Origin of the sequence: Microbacterium proteolyticum (assembly GCF_014192415.1) — a bacterium.
Classification (GTDB): Bacteria; Actinomycetota; Actinomycetes; order Actinomycetales; family Microbacteriaceae; genus Microbacterium; species Microbacterium proteolyticum.
On the sequence record NZ_JACHXY010000001.1, the window covers coordinates 673,176 to 690,259 of the forward strand.

Below are 17,084 nucleotides of genomic sequence, written 5' to 3' on the forward strand. Positions count from 1 at the left end.
GCAGAGAGCGGAGTGCCGCTTCCCTCCGGGTCGATCGGGGTAGGGGCCCCGTTCTCGATCCGGAGGGAAGCGGCACGCAGCTCGGCGCGAGACGACGACGCCGTAGCGGGGTCAGGAGTCAGCCGAAGCTCACTCCCACTCGATCGTCCCCGGCGGCTTCGAGGTCACGTCGAGCACGACGCGGTTGACGTCTCGCACCTCGTTGGTGATGCGGTTGGAGATCTTCGACAGCACGTCGTAGGGCAGGCGCGTCCAGTCGGCGGTCATCGCGTCTTCGCTCGAGACGGGGCGCAGCACGATGGGGTGGCCGTAGGTGCGGCCGTCTCCCTGGACGCCGACGGAGCGCACGTCGGCGAGCAGCACGACGGGGCACTGCCAGATCTCGTTGTCGAGGCCGGCCTTGGTCAGCTCGGCGCGCGCGATGGCGTCGGCCTCACGCAAGATCTCGAGGCGGTCAGCGGTGACCTCGCCCACGATGCGGATGCCAAGACCGGGCCCCGGAAAGGGCTGGCGGCCGACGATCGCTTCGGGCAGGCCGAGCTCGCGACCGATCGCGCGCACCTCGTCTTTGAAGAGGGTGCGAAGCGGCTCGACGAGCTCGAACTGCAGGTCTTCGGGGAGTCCTCCGACGTTGTGGTGGCTCTTGATGTTGGCGGTACCGGCGCCGCCGCCCGATTCCACGACGTCGGGGTAGAGCGTGCCCTGCACGAGGAACCGCACCTGCTCGCCTTCCGCCTCGGCTTCGGCGACGAGGTCGGCCTGCACCTGCTCGAACGCACGGATGAACTCGCGACCGATGATCTTGCGCTTCTGCTCGGGGTCGCTCACACCTGCGAGTGCGCCCAAGAACGTCTCGCGCGCGTCGACGGTGATGAGCTTCACGCCGGTGGAGGCCACGTAGTCGTTCTCGACCTGCTCGCGCTCGCCCTGGCGGAGGAGCCCGTGGTCGACGAAGACGGCGATGAGCTGGTCGCCGACGGCCTCGTGCACGAGAGCGGTCGAGACGGCGGAGTCGACTCCGCCCGACAGCGCCGAGATGACACGTCCGGTGCCGACCTGCTGGCGGATGCGCTCGACCTGCTCGGCGATGACGTTGCCGCTGTTCCAGTCGGCGGGAAGACCCGCGGCCTTGTGCAGGAAGTTCTCGATCACGTGCTGACCGTGGTCGGAGTGCTTGACCTCCGGATGCCACTGCACGCCGTACATGCGGCGCGCGTCGCTCGCGAAGGCGGCGACGGGCGTGTGCGCGGTGCGGGCGAGGACCTCGAAGCCGTCGGGGGCGCGCGACACCTGGTCGCCGTGGCTCATCCACACGTTCTGATCGACCGGCTGACCGTGCAGAAGCGTGCCTTCGGTCACGATCGTGGCGTCGGTCGCGCCGTACTCGCGCAGGCCCGTGTTCGCGACCTCGCCGCCGAGCGCCTTGGCCATGACCTGGAAGCCGTAGCAGATGCCGAGAGTCGGCACGTCGAGGTCGAACACGCCGCTGTCGAGGCTGGGAGCGCCGTCTTCGTACACCGACGACGGGCCGCCCGACAGGATGATGCCGACGGGGTTCTTCGCCGCGATCTCGTCCGCGGTGGCGGTGTGGGGGACGATCTCGCTGTACACACCGGCTTCGCGCACCCGGCGGGCGATGAGCTGCGCGTACTGGGCGCCGAAGTCGACGACGAGGACGGGGCGCTGGGACGTTTCGGTCTGTTCGGTCACCGGTTGCCTTCCGGGGTGGGAACGGGAGCACTGGCCTGGGCGGCTTCGCGCTCGGCGAGGTAGGCGCGCACGCTTCGGGCGGTGCGCACCTCGAGGATGAAGGAGAGGAAGGGCACCACGCCACCGAGGGCGAGGAAGACGAAACGGCGGAACGGCCACCGCATGAGGCTCCACACGCGGAAGCAGGAGAAGAGGTAGACCACGTAGAACCAGCCGTGGGCGACGAGGATCGCGAGTGAGACGTTGACACCGTCTCCGGTCGACAGGATCTCGCAGCCGCTGCCGCCGGGCACGAACAGCGAGAACCACTGGCAGTCGGGACCGGGCACGGCATCCGCGAACCACAGGAAGCCACCGGAACCGCCGAGGAACAGCTCCACGTGAATGGGCGTGTACTTCAGGATCATCTCGGCGACCAGCAGCAGCAGGCCGACACCGGTGATGACCGAGCAGATCTGGTAGAACTTCAGGGCTCCGCGGATCGCCGGGAACGAGGCGAGCTTGGGGGCGCGGGGCATGGATGCCAGTCTACTCGCGAGACGCTGGGGGCCCCGCCGCGAGGGCTTCGGCCTGTTCGTCCTCGAGGTCTTCTACCTCTTTCTCCCACGCGTCGCGGGCGAGGCGGTACCAGAGGTAGAGCGCGAAACCGGCGAAGACGGCCCACTCGGCGGCGTAGAAGATGTTCAACCAGTTGACCCGAGACCGCTCGTCGGGGGCCGGGGAGGAGATGTCGACGAGCGGACCGATGGCGGTCTGCGCCGCGATGTACTGCCGGTAGACGCTCACGTCGGTGATGTCGTGCCACCGGCCGAGCAGCATCGCGGGAGACATGCGCGTGAGGGTGTACGGGTCGGCACCCGACGGCGGCACGGACGGCCCCTCGTCGGAGATCAAGCGTCCGGTGACCTCGACCACGGCCGTCGGGTCGGCCTCGACCTGTCGCTCGAGTTCGGCGGCGGCGGTGTTCGCCTGGTCGAGGCTCGGGGTCCAGCCGGTCGCGACGGCCACCGAGGTGCGGTCCGCGGCACCGGCGACGCGGAGCTGACCAGTGACCCAGTACCCCTCGACGTCGTCGTTGAAGCGCGAGGAGACGACGATGAAATCGGATGCCACCCACGTGCCCGTCACCGCGACCCGCTGACCCACGAGGGGTTCGGACAGGTAGTCGCCCGGCTGCACGACGTCGGCGAGCGGACGGACGACCTCGGTCATGCCCGGCTCGGGCGGCGAGGTGTCGACCGCACGGCCCAGCTGCCACTGCCCCAGCCACGCGAGCACACCCGCCACGATCAGCGAGAACGCCAGCAGCGCGATCCAGCGCGGCCGCAGCATCACCTCCCGCAGGGTGGGCGGGAAGATCTGCGGCGGGGCCGGTTGGGTCGCGGGGTTCGACGTCATGCGGTGTCGGTCAGTGACCGTAGGGGGCGACGACGACCTCGACGCGCTGGAACTCCTTGAGGTCGGAGTAGCCGGTGGTGGCCATCGACTTCTTCAGCGCCCCGATGAGGTTGGCGGTGCCGTCGGCGACGGGCGCCGGGCCGTAGAGGATCTGCTCGAGCGGGCCGACGCGGTCGACCGCGACCCGACGGCCGCGCGGCAGTTTGGCGTGGTGCGCCTCGGGGCCCCAGTGGAAGCCGCGTCCGGGAGCGTCGGTCGCGCGAGCCAGTGCGACGCCCAGCATGACGGCATCTGCTCCCATGGCGAGGGCCTTCACGATGTCGCCCGAGGTGCCCACGCCGCCGTCGGCGATGACGTGCACGTAGCGTCCACCCGACTCGTCGAGGTAGTCGCGGCGTGCGCCGGCGACGTCGGCGACCGCGGTGGCCATCGGGGCGTGCAGGCCGAGGGTGGCGCGGGTGGTCGAGGCTGCTCCCCCGCCGAAGCCGACGAGCACGCCGGCGGCTCCCGTGCGCATGAGGTGCAGGGCCGCCGTGTAGGTGGCGGCGCCGCCGACGATGACGGGCACGTCGAGGTCGTAGATGAACTTCTTGAGGTTCAGCGGTTCGGCGACCTTGGAGACGTGCTCCGCCGACACGGTGGTACCTCGGATGACGAACAGGTCGACGCCGGCGGCGACGACGGTCTCGTAGAGGTCGTGCGTGCGCTGCGGCGTCAGGGCTCCGGCGACGGGCACGCCCGCGTCGCGCACCTCGGCGAGCCGGTCGCGCACGAGTTCGGGCTTGATGGGTTCGGAGTAGAGCTGCTGCATGCGGCGGGTCGCGTCGGCGTCGGGCAACGTCGCGATCTCGGCCAGGTGCGGCTCGGGGTCGTCGTAGCGCGTCCACAGGCCCTCGAGGTCGAGCACTCCCAGACCGCCGAGGCGACCGAGCTCGATCGCCGTGCGGGGGCTGACGACGGAATCCATCGGCGCACCCAGGACCGGGATCTCGAACGAGAACGCATCGATGGTCCATGCGGTCGAGACGTCTTCGGGGTTTCGCGTACGCCGCGACGGCACGACGGCGATGTCGTCGAAGGTGTAGGCGCGGCGGGCGCGCTTGGCGCGGCCGAGGTCGATCTCCATGGTCACCCGCCCAGCCTACCCGCGCCCTCCGACATCACCGTCGGCAGGCGAGAGCTCGGTCGGTGCGTTACCGCCTCGCAGGAGGCGCGTCAGCGGGCCGTCCAAGAAGAAGACGAGGAAGGCGATCGAGCCCACGAGGGGGCTCACTGCCACCGCCACCACGCTGAGGAGCACGGCGCTCAGCCCCGCCCGCCCGACGCGGCGCGCGTCGGCTCGCGAGAGGCCGGGGATCGCGTCGGAGCGTACGGCCCACACCCACTGGACCCACCCGAGCAGGATCGCGACGAAGAAGTTGACGGGCAGGAGCACGCGTCCGAGGAGCAGATCGGCGTAGGTCGTGTTCAGCGACGACGTGAACGGCACGAGCACGACGAAGAGCAGACGGAAGCTGTTGATCCACATGCCCAACGCGTCGACGCGGGCGATGTACTCGAACTGCCGTACGTGGGTCATCCACATCAGGCAGAGGATGAGGAAGCTGATCCCGAACGAGAACACCGGATGCGCCAGTTCGCGAAGCGCCGCGGCGAGGTCGGCGTCGGTGGTGACCGAACCCAGCGGCTGGTCGGTCAGTCCCAGCACCAGCAGGGTCGCCGCGATCGCGAAGACCCCGTCGGTGAAGGCCTCGGTGCGCCGCGCCGACACCGACGCATCGGGGTGACTCCTCCGCCGGATCATGCGGACAGCGTAACGCCGTCCGGGACACGACGACGGGCCGGACGGTTCGCCGCCCGGCCCGTCGCGAGATGATCCGTCACTTCTTGTAGTTCGGTGCCTCGACCACGATCTGCACGTCGTGCGGGTGCGATTCCTTGAGACCCGCCGAGGTGATGCGGACGAAGCGGCCCTTCGTCTTCAGCTCCTCGACGGTACGGGCGCCGACGTAGAACATCGACTGACGCAGGCCGCCGATGAGCTGGTAGGCCACGGCGGCCACGGGACCGCGGTAGGGCACCTGACCCTCGATGCCCTCGGGGATGAGCTTGTCGTCGCTGGGCACGTCGGCCTGGAAGTAGCGGTCCTTCGAGTAGGACGTCTTCTTGCCGCGCGTCTGCAGTGCGCCGAGCGAGCCCATGCCGCGGTACTGCTTGAACTGCTTGCCGCCCTGGAAGACGATCTCACCCGGCGACTCGTCGGTGCCGGCGAGGAGCGAACCGAGCATGACCGTGTCGGCGCCGGCGACGAGGGCCTTGGCGATGTCGCCCGAGTACTGCAACCCGCCGTCGGCGATCACGGGGACGCCCGCGGGGATCGCCGCCTGGGCCGCCTCGTAGATGGCGGTGACCTGGGGCACGCCGACACCCGCGACGACGCGCGTCGTGCAGATCGAACCCGGGCCGACGCCGACCTTGACGGCGTCCACTCCCGCGTCGATGAGGGCCTGCGCGCCCTCACGGGTGGCGACGTTGCCGCCGATGACGTCGATGTGCGCGAACGAGGCGTCGGCCTTCAGACGCGTGACGATGTCGATGACACCCGCCGACTGCCCGTTGGCGGTGTCGACGACCAGTACGTCGGCGCCCGCGTCGCGCAGGGCCTCGGCGCGCTGCCACGCGTCACCGAAGAATCCGATGGCGGCACCCACGCGGAGGCGGCCCTGGTCGTCTTTGGTGGCGAGGGGGTACTTCTCGCTCTTGTCGAAGTCCTTGATCGTGATGAGACCGGCGAGCTTGCCCTCGTCGTCCACGAGGGGGAGCTTCTCGACGCGGTGCTTCGCGAACGTCGCGATGACGTCGTTCGCGTGGATGCCGACGTGCCCGGTGATCAGGCCGTCCTTGGTCATGACGTCTTTGACCTTCGTGGTCTGGCGCTCGAAGCCCGAGACGAAGCGCATGTCGCGGTTGGTGATGATGCCCACCAGCACGCCGTCGGGGTCGATGACGGGAAGACCCGAGATGCGGTACTGGGCGCACATCGCGTCGACCTCGGCCACCGTCGCATCCGGGGTCGTGGTGATCGGGTTGGAGACCATGCCCGACTCGCTGCGCTTGACCTGGTCGACGATGCCCGCCTGGTCCTCGATGGAGAGGTTGCGGTGCACGATGCCGATCCCCCCCTGGCGCGCGATCGCGATCGCCATGCGAGCCTCGGTCACGGTGTCCATGGCACTGGAGAGCAGGGGCGTCGCCACGGTGATGCGACGCGTGAGCCGCGACGACGTGTCGGCCTCGCTCGGGATGACGTCGGTGTGCCCCGGCAGGAGCAGGACGTCGTCGTAGGTCAGTCCGATGAAACCGAAGGGGTCGTGCTGCTCCATGGATCCTCCTGCGCACGCGGCGCCTATTGAAAAGGGACGTCGTCGGCCGGGGCGCGCATCGCGCGCTCCGCCTGCGATTCTAAGCGTCGAGAAGCCGTGAATTGTTCCCGCAACGGCTGGCCGCCATGCGCACGTGCGATGACACGGTTCGCTAACGACCCGGTCGGCGAAACACCCTGGACACATTACGCTCGTAGCGTCGACCGTCGAAGCTGACGGGACGACTTCGTCAGCGCTGCCGAACTGGAGATTCCGTGGGTCATTCCTCCCCCACCGCGATACGATCGCGAACTTTGTCCCGCATGGCCGTGATCGTCTCGCTCTTCGCGAGCGCGATCGCCGTCCTCAGCTTGTTCTTCGCGTCACCCGCGATCGCGCAGGCCACGCAGGCGCCCACCCCTGCCGCTTCGGCGGGCACCGGTGACGTCTCGACCCAATTCTCGATCGGCGGCATCATCCGCGCCGGCGACGATCCGGTCGAGGGCGTCGAGGTGCTCGTCTCCGGTTCGGGCTTCTCCGAGACCGGCACGACGGGCGCCGATGGGCGCTGGTCGGTCGCCGTGCCCGGAGCGGGCGAGTACACGGCCGAGCTGCAGGTGGACACGCTGCCCGACGGCGTCGCCCCGCGCGACCCCGACAACGTCACGCGCGATGTCACGATCGGCACGACGAACACGGTCAACGTGCTGTTCCCGACGGGTGAGGGGACGGCGGCCAGCGGAACGATCTGGGACACGCTCTTCTCGCGCTTCTTCTACGGCCTCAACTTCGGCCTGCTGCTGGCGCTGGCCGCGATCGGCATCTCGCTGATCTTCGGAACGACCGGAGTCAACAACTTCGCCCACGGTGAGATGCTCACGTTCGGCGCCATCATCTTCTACGTCTTCACGGCGATGGGCTGGAACCTGCTGCTGGCGATCCTGCTGACGGTGGCGCTCTCGGCCGCGCTCGGGTGGACCCAGGATGCCGTGCTGTTCAAACCTCTGCGAAAACGCGGAGTGGGCTTGGTCCAAGTGCTGATCGTCACGATCGGTCTCTCGATCGTGCTGCGATACCTGTACCTCTACTTCTTCGACGGCGGAACGCGCAACATCGCGACCGGCATCACGGACAACGTCACCATCGGTCCCGTCACGGTGACGCTCACCTCGATCATCAGCATGGGCATCAGCATCGTGATGCTCGGCCTGGTCGGGTACTTCCTCACCCGCACCCGCATCGGCAAGGCGACGCGCGCGGTGAGCGACAACGCCTCGCTCGCCGCCGCGTCCGGCATCAACGTCGACCGCGTGATCCGCATCGTCTGGGTGCTCGCCGGTGCCCTCACGGGCCTCTCGGGAGTCCTCTACGGCCTCTACCGCGGCGTCACCTGGGACATGGGCTTCGCCATCCTCCTGCTGCTGTTCGCTGCCGTCACGCTCGGTGGACTCGGGAGCGCGTTCGGCGCTCTCGTGGGCTCGCTGATCATCGGCATCATCACCGAACTGTCGACCATCGTCATCCCACCCGACCTGCGGTACGCGGTGGCCCTGATCGTGCTCATCGGCGTGCTGCTGTTCCGGCCGCAAGGTGTGCTCGGTCGTAAAGAGCGGATCGGTTGAGGAAAGACGACATGGACTGGTTTTCGATCTTCAACAACGCCGCGGGCGAGCTCATCAGCCCGACCACCGCGGCCTACGCCCTCGCCGCCATCGGACTCAGCGTGCACTTCGGTTACGCGGGCCTGCTCAACTTCGGTCAAGCGGGATTCATGGCCGTCGGCGCCTACGCCTTCGCCATCGCGACCCTGTCGCTCTCGGCACCGGTGTGGCTCGCCATCCTCATCGCCATCGGCGCCTCGGTGCTCTTCGCGTTCCTGCTCGGCATCCCGACCCTGCGTCTGCGCGCTGACTACCTCGCGATCGTCACGATCGCGGCGGCCGAGATCGTCCGGTACGTGGTGTCGACGGTGGGTCTCACCGACATCACCGGCGGCTCGCAGGGCCTGAACGGCTACAACCGCGAGTTCCAGGCGCTGAACCCCCTGCCCGCCGGCACCTACGGCATCGGGCCGTGGACCTACTCCGCGAACGACTGGTGGGTCCGCGTCTTCGGCTGGGGCCTCGTCATCATCGCGACGCTCCTCGTCTACCTGCTGATGCGCAGTCCCTGGGGCCGCGTGGTCAAGGGCATCCGCGAGGACGAGGACGCCGTACGCAGCCTCGGCAAGAACGTCTACTCCTACAAGATGCAGGCTCTCGTGCTCGGCGGTGTCATGGGCGGCCTCGCGGGCGTGGTGTTCATCCTCCCGCGCGCGGTGCAGCCGGGTAACTACGGAACGGCGCTGACGTTCTTCATCTGGACCGCGCTCCTGCTCGGCGGGGCCGCGACCCTGCTCGGCCCGATCGTGGGATCGATGCTGTTCTGGGTGCTCCTGTCACTGTCGAACGGCATCATCGTGGGACTGCGCGACGTCGGCATCCTGGGCTTCATGTCCAGCACGCAGACGGGGCAGGTGCGATTCATCCTCGTCGGCATCGGATTGATGCTCCTGGTGATCTTCCGACCACAGGGCATCTTCGGCAACAAGAAGGAGCTGTCGTTCAATGTCTGACACCACCGTCACCCATCCGCTCGTCAAGGGCGATGTCGGCCCCGGCTGCGCCAAGGTCGACCCGATCGTCGTCGCAGATGGCGTCACCCGGCAGTTCGGCGGGCTCAAAGCCGTCGATGTCGAGCACCTCGAGATCCCGCGCGGACAGATCACCGCTCTGATCGGACCCAACGGTGCCGGCAAGACGACCCTCTTCAACCTGCTGACCGGCTTCGACAAGCCCAACACGGGTCGCTGGAGCTTCGAGGGGTCGAACCTCGCCGGCGTGCCCGCGTTCAAGGTCTCGCGCAAGGGAATGGTGCGCACCTTCCAGCTCACCAAGTCGCTCGGGCGCCTGTCGGTGCTGCAGAACATGCTGCTCGGGGCCCGCGGGCAGAAGGGCGAGAACATCTTCCGCGCGCTGATCCCCTCGACCTGGCGCTCGCAGGAGCAGGCCAACACCGCGCGGGCCGACGACCTGTTGCGCCGCTTCAAACTGGATGCCAAGCGCGAGGACTTCGCTGCGTCACTGTCGGGCGGCCAGCGCAAGCTCCTCGAGATGGCGCGGGCGCTGATGAGCGATCCGAAGCTGGTCATGCTCGACGAACCGATGGCCGGCGTGAACCCCGCGCTGACGCAGAGCCTGCTCGGGCACATCCTCGACCTGAAGAAGGAGGGGATGAGCGTGCTGTTCGTCGAACACGACATGCACATGGTGCGCCACATCTCCGACTGGGTCGTCGTCATGGCCGAGGGGCGCGTGGTCGCCGAGGGTCCGCCCGACACCGTGATGAGCGACCAGGCCGTCATCGACGCGTACCTGGGCGCCCACCACGACACCGATCTCGGCGACATGACCACGTCGCAGGTCGAGACCATCCAGTCCGAGGCCGCCGCCGAGGCGGAAGCGGAGCTCATCGCCGACGAGAAGGACGGCAAGCTCTGATGGCCGACACCGCCACCACCACGCGCACCGCGGTGCTGCGTACCGACGACCTCGTCGCCGGGTACCTGCCGGGCGTGAACATCCTCAACGGGTGCACGGTCGACGCCTACCAGGGCGACCTGATCGGCATCATCGGCCCCAACGGCGCGGGGAAGTCGACGTTGCTGAAGGCCATCTTCGGTCAGGTGAAGATCCGCAGCGGCGCCGTGCTGCTCAACGGCGAGGACATCACCGCGCTCAAGGCCGACAAGCTCGTCGGCAAGGGCGTCGGCATGGTGCCGCAGAACAACAACGTGTTCCCGAGCCTGTCGATCGAGGAGAACCTGCAGATGGGTCTCTTCCAGCGGCCCAAGGTGTTCGCCGAGCGATTCGAGTTCGTCAGCGGGCTCTTCCCCGAGCTGGCCAAACGGCGCCGCCAGCGCGCCGGGTCGCTCTCGGGCGGTGAGCGTCAGATGGTCGCCATGGGTCGTGCGCTCATGATGGACCCCTCCGTGCTGCTGCTCGACGAGCCGTCGGCTGGTCTCTCCCCCGTGCGCCAGGACGAGACGTTCCTGCGCGTGGCCGAGATCAACCGCGCGGGCGTGACGATCATCATGGTCGAACAGAACGCGCGGCGATGCCTGCAGATCTGCCACCGTGCCTACGTGCTCGACCAGGGCAAGGATGCGTACACCGGAACCGGCCGGGAACTCCTCACCGACCCCCGCGTCATCGAGCTGTACCTCGGCACGCTCGCCGCCGACGAGGACGCCAAGCGCGACCGCCCGCAGCCCGAGGCCTGATCGACCGTTTCCTGATCGCGAGTGCGGCGCTCACCTTGGTGGGCGTCGCACTCGCGGCATGCTCGGCCTCCGCGCCGCCCGCTCCGTCGCTCGAGGTCGTCCTCGTGCAGCAACGCGGCGACATCGCCGACCAGCGGGTGCAGCTGCGGGTGACGAACACCTCCGGAACGCCGGTGACGGTGACCTCGGCGGGACTGACCTCGGCGGCTCTCGATGGCGTCGCCGGCGGCGAGACCGCGCGTCCGGTGACGATCGGCCCCGGACGCACGACCGATCTCCCCGTTCCCCTCCCCGCGATCCAGTGCTCGCGCGACGATGCCGCGGCCGAGGCCGTGCTGCGTGTCGACGGCGACCGCGACTTCGATGCCACCGTGGCGGTGGACGACCCGCTGAGCGTGCTCTCGCGGCTCGGCGCGACGCAGTGCGACCGAGATGCCGTGGCATCCATCGCCCGCATCTCGGCGACCACGGTGACCCCCACCGGCGGCGGGTTCGCGAACCTGGTGCTGTCGATCGAGCCCAGCGGGGACGCCGCAGCCGGACGGCTCGAGATGGTGTCTCTGCGTGGCACTCCCCTGCTGCGTTTCGTGGGGGGCACCGAAGCACCGATCGGCCTGACGGTCGACGGCGGCGACGCGCCATCGAAGACCTCCGTGTCCGTGACGCCGATTCGATGCGATGCGCACGCGATCGCCGAGGACAAGGTGGGAACGCTGTTCGACCTGGTCGCGCGGGTGGACGGCCGAGAGGTCGTCATTCCCCTTCCGCGCTCGCAGGATGTGGCCGGCGACCTCTTGGCCTTCACCGCGGCGACCTGCGGCCTGACACCGGCGAGCTGACGAAGGCGTGCGGCGGCGCCGGGACCGCACCGCCACGGACGGGCTCGATCCAACGAGGCCACGGCTGGCGGGGCCGGGTTGGCGAGGCCGGGCTGCCACGGTCGAGGCCGCCTTGGCGACCCCACCGACGGCGACCCGTGCGACACGATGCGAGCGGGTTGCGCGCCCGCTATGACGACGGTGAGCCACCGCCCCGCACACGAGAAAGGGCCCGGATGCCGATGGCATCCGGGCCCTTCGCGAACTCAGGTCACTCGTTGAGCGAGCCGAACTCCGTGTTCAGCAGGGTGTACTTGTTGTCGGCACCGTACTGGTAGATGCCGATGTACGCCTCGGTGGGGTCACCGTTCTCGTCGAACGTGATCGGGCCGGAGACACCGTCGTAGTCGATGTCGGTGCCCTCGTTGATCAGCGCGAGGCAGTCGGCGAAGGTCGTGCACTTCTCGCCCTCTTCCGAAACCGACTGCAGGTTGTCGCGGATCGCGGTGCCCGAGTCGTCCTTGGCCTGCGCCGCGGCGAGAGCTGCGACGATGACGGCGTCATACGACTCCGGCGCGTAGCTGAAGTCGGTCAGCGCGGCGTCGATCTCCTTCAGACGCGACTGGAACGTCGTGTCGGCCGGGTTGCCGGGCAGCGTGCCCTTGGCGCCCTGCAGGGTGCCGGCGGGGAACTCGTACGAGTTCGACAGGTTGCCGTCTACGAAGTAGACCTGCGACGCCGGGTAGCCCTGCGTGCTGACGAGCTGCGGGATGATCGACGAGGTCTCTTCGAACGCGATGACCGCGACGGCGTCGGGCTGAGCCGCGAGCAGCTCGTCGACCTGCGACGTGAAGACCGTGTCACCCGGGTTGTACGGAACCGCGACGGAGACCTCGCCACCGGCGGCCTCGATGGCCGTCGTCGCGTTGTCCTTCAGGCCGATGCCGTACGGGTCGTTGATGTAGATGATGCCGACGTTGGCGGCACCGTCACCCGTCATGAGGTTGCCGAGAACGCGGCCCTGCAGCACGTCGGACGGGGCGGTACGCCAGTAGTACCCGCCGTCGGCGTAGGTGGTGAAGTCGGGCGACGTGTTGGCCGGGGAGATCTGGACGACACCGGCGTTGACGAGCTGGTCGACGAACGTGAACGACACACCCGACGAGGCCGCACCGATGACGACGTCGGCGCCGGCGTCGACGAGCTCGGTCGCGGACTGCGTGGCGATGTCGGTGGTGGTGTCACCCGAGTCGCGCTCGGTGAGCTCGACCGAGAACGGGAAGGCGTCGCCCGTGGCCTCGATGTCCTGCACGGCGAGCTTGACACCGGCGACCTCGGGCGGGCCGAGGAAGGCGAGGTTGCCCGTGGCGGGGAGGATAGTGCCGACGTGGAAGACGCTGTCTGCCGTCGAGGTGCCGCCAACGGCGCTGCTCGGTGCATCGCTGGACTCGGCTCCGCCGCCGCCACCGGCGCAACCGGCGAGGACGAGCGCGCTGGCGCCGACCAGGGCGAGACCGCCGAGGAGTCGGGCGCTGCGCGTGCGCGGGAAGACGTTCATAGTGCTCCTTGCTGTGGATGAACGTGGGCGGCCCATGAGGCCACCCGATGCCCTAAACCTAATCGGACCCACGTTTTCCGCATGTTGCCGTTCGTTAACGATGTGCGTCTCCCCGGTCACGGGCGCATAACGGTCGGCGCCACCGCACCGAGAACGGACGGATTCAGCCGGTAAACGCAGAAATCCCGGGACTCACACCGGCTCGGCGACATCGGCCACCACGCGACGGTGACGCCGCGAGGCCACGATCGAATCGGCGCTCAAGAGCACCAGCGCCACCCAGACCAGGGCGAAGCCGATCCAGCGCTCGAGGGTCATCGGCTCGTGGAGTACCCAGACTCCGATGACGAACTGGATGACGGGCGCCACGAACTGCAGCAGTCCGATCACCGTCAGCGGCACCCGCCGGGCACCCGACGCGAACAGCAGCAGCGGGATAGCCGTCACGACACCGGCCGAGAGAAGGAGCACTGTGTGCAGCACGCCGACGGTGCCCAGCGTGATCCCCGAGATGTTCGCGACGACCACCAATTGGATCGCGGCGACCGGCAGGAGCCACATCGACTCGAGGGTCAGACCGCTCACGGCATCCACCGACGGGCCGATCTGCTTCTTCACCAGACCGTAGAAGCCGAACGAGAACGCCAGCGTCAGAGCGATCCACGGGAAGGAGCCGTAGCCGACGACGATGACGCCGACCGCGACGACGGCGATGCCCACCGCGATCCACGGGAGCACGCGCAGTCGCTCGCGCAGAACGATGACCCCGAGCAGGACCGTGACGATCGGGTTGGTGAAGTAGCCGAGGCTCGTCTCGATGACGTGCCCGGTGAGCGCCCCGATCAGGTACGTCTGCCAGTTGACGTAAATGAGCACCCCCGCGAGGGCCGTCAGCGCCATCAAACGCTTCTGCCGCACGATCGTGAGGAAAGAGCGCCACGTGCGCAGCACCGTGATGAGCAGGAGGCAGAACGCGAAGGCGAGGATGATCCGCCACGCCACGACCTCGAACGGATCGGTCGGCGTGAGCTGCAGGAAATAGATCGGCAGGACGCCCCACAGCAGATAGGCGCTCAGTGCGTACAGCGCGCCGCGGGTGCTCCCGCCGGCGGGTGCGGGAGGGGCGGCGGTCACTTCCTCAGCCTATGCGCGCCGTCGAGGCAGGGACCGCCGACGAGCCCCGCTTTCCTGCCATCCGTGAACGCCGACGCCGCGCCGCGCAGGCCGATCGAATGACGAAGACCCCGGATGCCGTGGCATCCGGGGTCTTCGGCTGAGTCACGCGATCAGCGGACGACGACCGCCAGGACGTCGCGAGCCGAGAGCACCAGGTATTCGTCGGCGCCGAACTTGACCTCGGTGCCGCCGTACTTGCTGTAGAGCACGCGGTCACCGACGGCGACGTCGAGGGGGACACGGTTGCCGTTGTCGTCGATGCGGCCGGGGCCGACGGCGACGACTTCGCCCTCCTGCGGCTTCTCTTTGGCGGTGTCGGGGATGACCAGACCACTCGCGGTGGTCTGCTCAGCCTCGACCTGCTTGATGACGATCCGGTCCTCGAGCGGCTTGATGGAAACCGACACGGTCTACCTCTTTCTCGTTACAGAAGACTTGTCAGCACTCACACGGGGAGAGTGCTAACCCAAGTCTAGAGAAGGGTTGGCACTCGTGCAATGCGAGTGCCAACGTGTCTCGCATCGAGGCGTTCGAGACGCGAGACGACGTGCTCGGCCCCCACGCGCAGTCTGCGGCGAACGGGGGGCGGGAGCGGCGCGAAGTATTGCACCTTTACGCCCCGAGTCATACCCATCTCACCCGCCCTTTCATCCTGTTTACGGGTGTGCAACACTTCAGGAACAGCGTCGACACGTGCAGGGGGCATGGGTTGATGGAACACGAACGGGCTCGTCGTCGAGCTCGGAGAGTCGGGGGATTCAGGAGTGCCATGCGGCGCTTCTGTGCGCCTTCGGGGGGTCGAAACACATGGCTACGCCGTACTTCTTGGCGATCGATGTAGGAACGAGCAGGACTGCGGCTGCGACCGCGCGTTCCGCACCTGACGGGGCATTGCTGGCAGCATCGCTGCCGCTGGGGCGCAACGCCGACAGCACCCCGACGACCGTCTTCGTCTCGGACAGCGGATTGCTCTTCGGTGACGCGGCGGAGCGTCGGGGCACGGCCCAGCCGGAGCGCCTGGTGCGCGAGTTCAAGCGCCGCATCGGCGACGACGTCCCCATCGTGGCCGGAGACCGGCGCTTCTCGCCGCAAGACCTGTACGCCCTCGTCGTGGGGTGGGTGATCGGCACCGCGGTCGAGCGCGAGGGACAGCACCCCGCCGGCATCGCCGTCTCGGTCCCCGTCACCTGGGGCGAATACCGCACCCAGCTCGTGCGCGACGCCATCGGCCGTCTCGGCTGGAGCGACGTGCAGGTCATCACCGAACCCGAGGCCGCCGCGCGGCACTACGAATCGACGCACCCCCTCGACAACGGCCGTGCCCTCGCGGTCTACGACTTCGGCGGCGGCACGTTCGACACCGTCATCCTTCAGAAGATGCCCGACGGCAACGTGGACTTCGTCGGCAGCCCCGTGGGCATCCCCGACCTGGGCGGCGCCGACTTCGACGACATCGTGCTGCGCCACACCGTCCGCGCCGCCGGCATCCCGGCATCCGCCCTCGCGGGCGTGCAGTCCGACGCGGGCCTCCGCATGGCGCTGGCGTCGCTCCGACGCGAGTGCGTCGATGCCAAGGAATCGCTGTCCTTCGACGGCGAGGCCGTCGTGCCGGTGCTCATCGGAGACGGGCACGGCGCCGTGCGCCTGACCCGCGCCGAGTTCGAGGACATGATCGAGCCCGAGATCGAGCGCACCGTCGAGGTACTCGAGATCGCGCTGGAGCAGTCGGGTCTCACCGCCGACGACCTCGATGCGATCCTGCTCACGGGCGGCACCTCCCGCATTCCCCGCGTGGCGCAGCTGCTCTCGGAGCGCTTCGACCGGCCGATCGCCATCGACGCCGATCCCAAAGCGATCATCGCCCTCGGCGCCGCCCGCACCGCCGCAGGCGGTGGCCTGCGTCCGTACACGCTCCTGGCCGCCGACGACGCCCTGACCGACGACGATGACGACGACCGGGACGACGATGACGTGACCCCCGAGTCCGTCTTCACCGCCCAGCGGAGCGAGAAGCGTGCTCCGTGGTTCCGACGTGTCCCCGCCACGGCGTACGTGGCGGCGGGTGTCGCCGTCCTCACCGTGAGCGTGGGCATCGTCAGCGTGCCCGCCCTCGGCGTCGGCATCCTGGCCCGCACCGGGATGGCCGTCACCTCGCAGCCCATGGCCGCCGACCTCGACGTGCGCGTGTTCGACGCGCTCGACCTGCCCTCCGCTCCCCCGGCGAGCATCGCCGCCCCCCAGGTGCAGCCCGTCGCCGAGCAGCCCGCGGCCCCGCAGGACGCCGCAGCGCCCGCGGAGCCCCGCGCCACGAACCGCAGCGAGGAGCGCCAGCGCACTCCCCAGCGATTGACCCCCCAGGCCGCCGAGCAGCGCAGCCCCTCCGCGGCACCCCCCGCGCAGCAGCAGGCCTCGGGCGGTGGCGGCGGGGGCGGCAACCCCGTCTCCGCTACCGAGCCCTCCTCGTCGACCCCGGCGGAGCCGTCGACCGGCACCCCGTCGACCGACCCGACGACGACCTCCCCCTCGCCCAGCGACCCGGCCCCCACCACCCCGCCGACCGAGACGCCGGTCACCGAGACGCCGGTCACCGACCCGCCGGCCACCGAGGAGCCGGCCCCGTCTCCGTCGACGGAGAACCCGCCGCCGACAGAGACCTCGCCGCCGTCGGAGCAGCCGGCCGAGACGAGCGCTCCCGCCCCCGAGACGCCGTCCGCCTCCGCCGAGCCCACGCCCTGACGCGC

16 protein-coding genes are annotated in these 17,084 nt (G+C 68.9%); 7 read left to right on the plus strand and 9 right to left on the minus strand.

Annotation, left to right across the window (positions count from 1 at the left end; translation table 11 throughout):
• Positions 1 to 129: 129 nt before the first annotated feature.
• The 6 genes from guaA to guaB all read right to left on the minus strand — a co-directional run bounded on the left by guaA (position 130) and on the right by guaB (position 6,491).
• Positions 130 to 1,710, minus strand: coding sequence for a glutamine-hydrolyzing GMP synthase (gene guaA, locus FHS07_RS03105; RefSeq protein ID WP_183418435.1), 1,581 nt, complete (start codon positions 1,708 to 1,710; stop codon positions 130 to 132).
• Complete coding sequence (locus tag FHS07_RS03110; RefSeq protein ID WP_183418436.1) at positions 1,707 to 2,228, minus strand: DUF3817 domain-containing protein; 522 nt, start codon at positions 2,226 to 2,228, stop codon at positions 1,707 to 1,709. Before FHS07_RS03110 ends, guaA begins: the two co-directional genes overlap by 4 nt.
• A gap of 10 nt (positions 2,229 to 2,238) precedes the next feature.
• Positions 2,239 to 3,108, minus strand: coding sequence for an SURF1 family protein (locus FHS07_RS03115; RefSeq protein WP_183418437.1), 870 nt, complete (start codon positions 3,106 to 3,108; stop codon positions 2,239 to 2,241).
• Between the two features lie 10 nt (positions 3,109 to 3,118).
• On the minus strand, positions 3,119 to 4,234 hold the full coding sequence (locus FHS07_RS03120; protein WP_183419381.1) for a GuaB3 family IMP dehydrogenase-related protein: 1,116 nt from the start codon (positions 4,232 to 4,234) through the stop codon (positions 3,119 to 3,121).
• Positions 4,235 to 4,249: 15 nt separating this feature from the next.
• Complete coding sequence (locus FHS07_RS03125) at positions 4,250 to 4,912, minus strand: TMEM175 family protein (protein WP_183418438.1); 663 nt, start codon at positions 4,910 to 4,912, stop codon at positions 4,250 to 4,252.
• Between the two features lie 76 nt (positions 4,913 to 4,988).
• Positions 4,989 to 6,491, minus strand: a complete 1,503-nt coding sequence (gene guaB / locus FHS07_RS03130) for an IMP dehydrogenase (RefSeq protein WP_183418439.1) — start codon at positions 6,489 to 6,491, stop codon at positions 4,989 to 4,991.
• Positions 6,492 to 6,793: 302 nt separating this feature from the next.
• On the opposite strand from guaB, the gene FHS07_RS03135 reads away from it, so the two are divergent.
• The 5 genes from FHS07_RS03135 to FHS07_RS03155 are packed head-to-tail and all read left to right on the plus strand — an operon-like array spanning position 6,794 to position 11,630.
• Positions 6,794 to 8,092, plus strand: a complete 1,299-nt coding sequence (locus FHS07_RS03135) for a branched-chain amino acid ABC transporter permease (RefSeq protein WP_183418440.1) — start codon at positions 6,794 to 6,796, stop codon at positions 8,090 to 8,092.
• A gap of 11 nt (positions 8,093 to 8,103) precedes the next feature.
• Positions 8,104 to 9,084: a branched-chain amino acid ABC transporter permease gene (locus tag FHS07_RS03140; protein WP_183418441.1), complete on the plus strand. Its 981-nt coding sequence runs from the start codon at positions 8,104 to 8,106 to the stop codon at positions 9,082 to 9,084.
• Entirely contained in the window at positions 9,077 to 10,009 is a 933-nt protein-coding gene (locus tag FHS07_RS03145) for an ABC transporter ATP-binding protein (RefSeq protein ID WP_183418442.1), read from the plus strand. The genes FHS07_RS03140 and FHS07_RS03145 overlap by 8 nt, the downstream gene beginning before the upstream one ends.
• The gene (locus tag FHS07_RS03150; protein ID WP_183418443.1) at positions 10,009 to 10,791 is read left to right on the plus strand and encodes an ABC transporter ATP-binding protein; all 783 of its coding nucleotides are present in this window, start codon (positions 10,009 to 10,011) and stop codon (positions 10,789 to 10,791) included. The genes FHS07_RS03145 and FHS07_RS03150 overlap by 1 nt, the downstream gene beginning before the upstream one ends.
• 35 nt (positions 10,792 to 10,826) lie before the next feature.
• Positions 10,827 to 11,630 carry a hypothetical protein gene (locus tag FHS07_RS03155; RefSeq protein ID WP_183418444.1) on the plus strand — a complete coding sequence of 268 codons (804 nt, stop codon included), beginning with the start codon at positions 10,827 to 10,829 and terminating at the stop codon, positions 11,628 to 11,630.
• A 250-nt stretch (positions 11,631 to 11,880) separates the two neighbouring features.
• Here FHS07_RS03155 and FHS07_RS03160 read toward each other — a convergent pair whose 3' ends face one another.
• A complete protein-coding gene (locus tag FHS07_RS03160) occupies positions 11,881 to 13,167 on the minus strand; it encodes an ABC transporter substrate-binding protein (protein WP_183418445.1) in 1,287 nt (428 codons plus the stop codon).
• Between the two features lie 192 nt (positions 13,168 to 13,359).
• Positions 13,360 to 14,301 carry an EamA family transporter RarD gene (rarD, locus tag FHS07_RS03165; RefSeq protein ID WP_183418446.1) on the minus strand — a complete coding sequence of 314 codons (942 nt, stop codon included), beginning with the start codon at positions 14,299 to 14,301 and terminating at the stop codon, positions 13,360 to 13,362.
• Positions 14,302 to 14,312: 11 nt separating this feature from the next.
• On the opposite strand from rarD, the gene FHS07_RS16630 reads away from it, so the two are divergent.
• Complete coding sequence (locus FHS07_RS16630) at positions 14,313 to 14,444, plus strand: hypothetical protein (protein ID WP_281369376.1); 132 nt, start codon at positions 14,313 to 14,315, stop codon at positions 14,442 to 14,444.
• 9 nt (positions 14,445 to 14,453) lie between these two features.
• On the opposite strand, the gene groES is transcribed toward FHS07_RS16630, so the two are convergent.
• Entirely contained in the window at positions 14,454 to 14,750 is a 297-nt protein-coding gene (gene groES, locus FHS07_RS03170; protein WP_039394204.1) for a co-chaperone GroES, read from the minus strand.
• Between the two features lie 484 nt (positions 14,751 to 15,234).
• Between groES and FHS07_RS03175 the strand changes: the two genes are divergently transcribed.
• Positions 15,235 to 17,079: an Hsp70 family protein gene (locus FHS07_RS03175; protein WP_183418447.1), complete on the plus strand. Its 1,845-nt coding sequence runs from the start codon at positions 15,235 to 15,237 to the stop codon at positions 17,077 to 17,079.
• Positions 17,080 to 17,084: the final 5 nt, after the last annotated feature.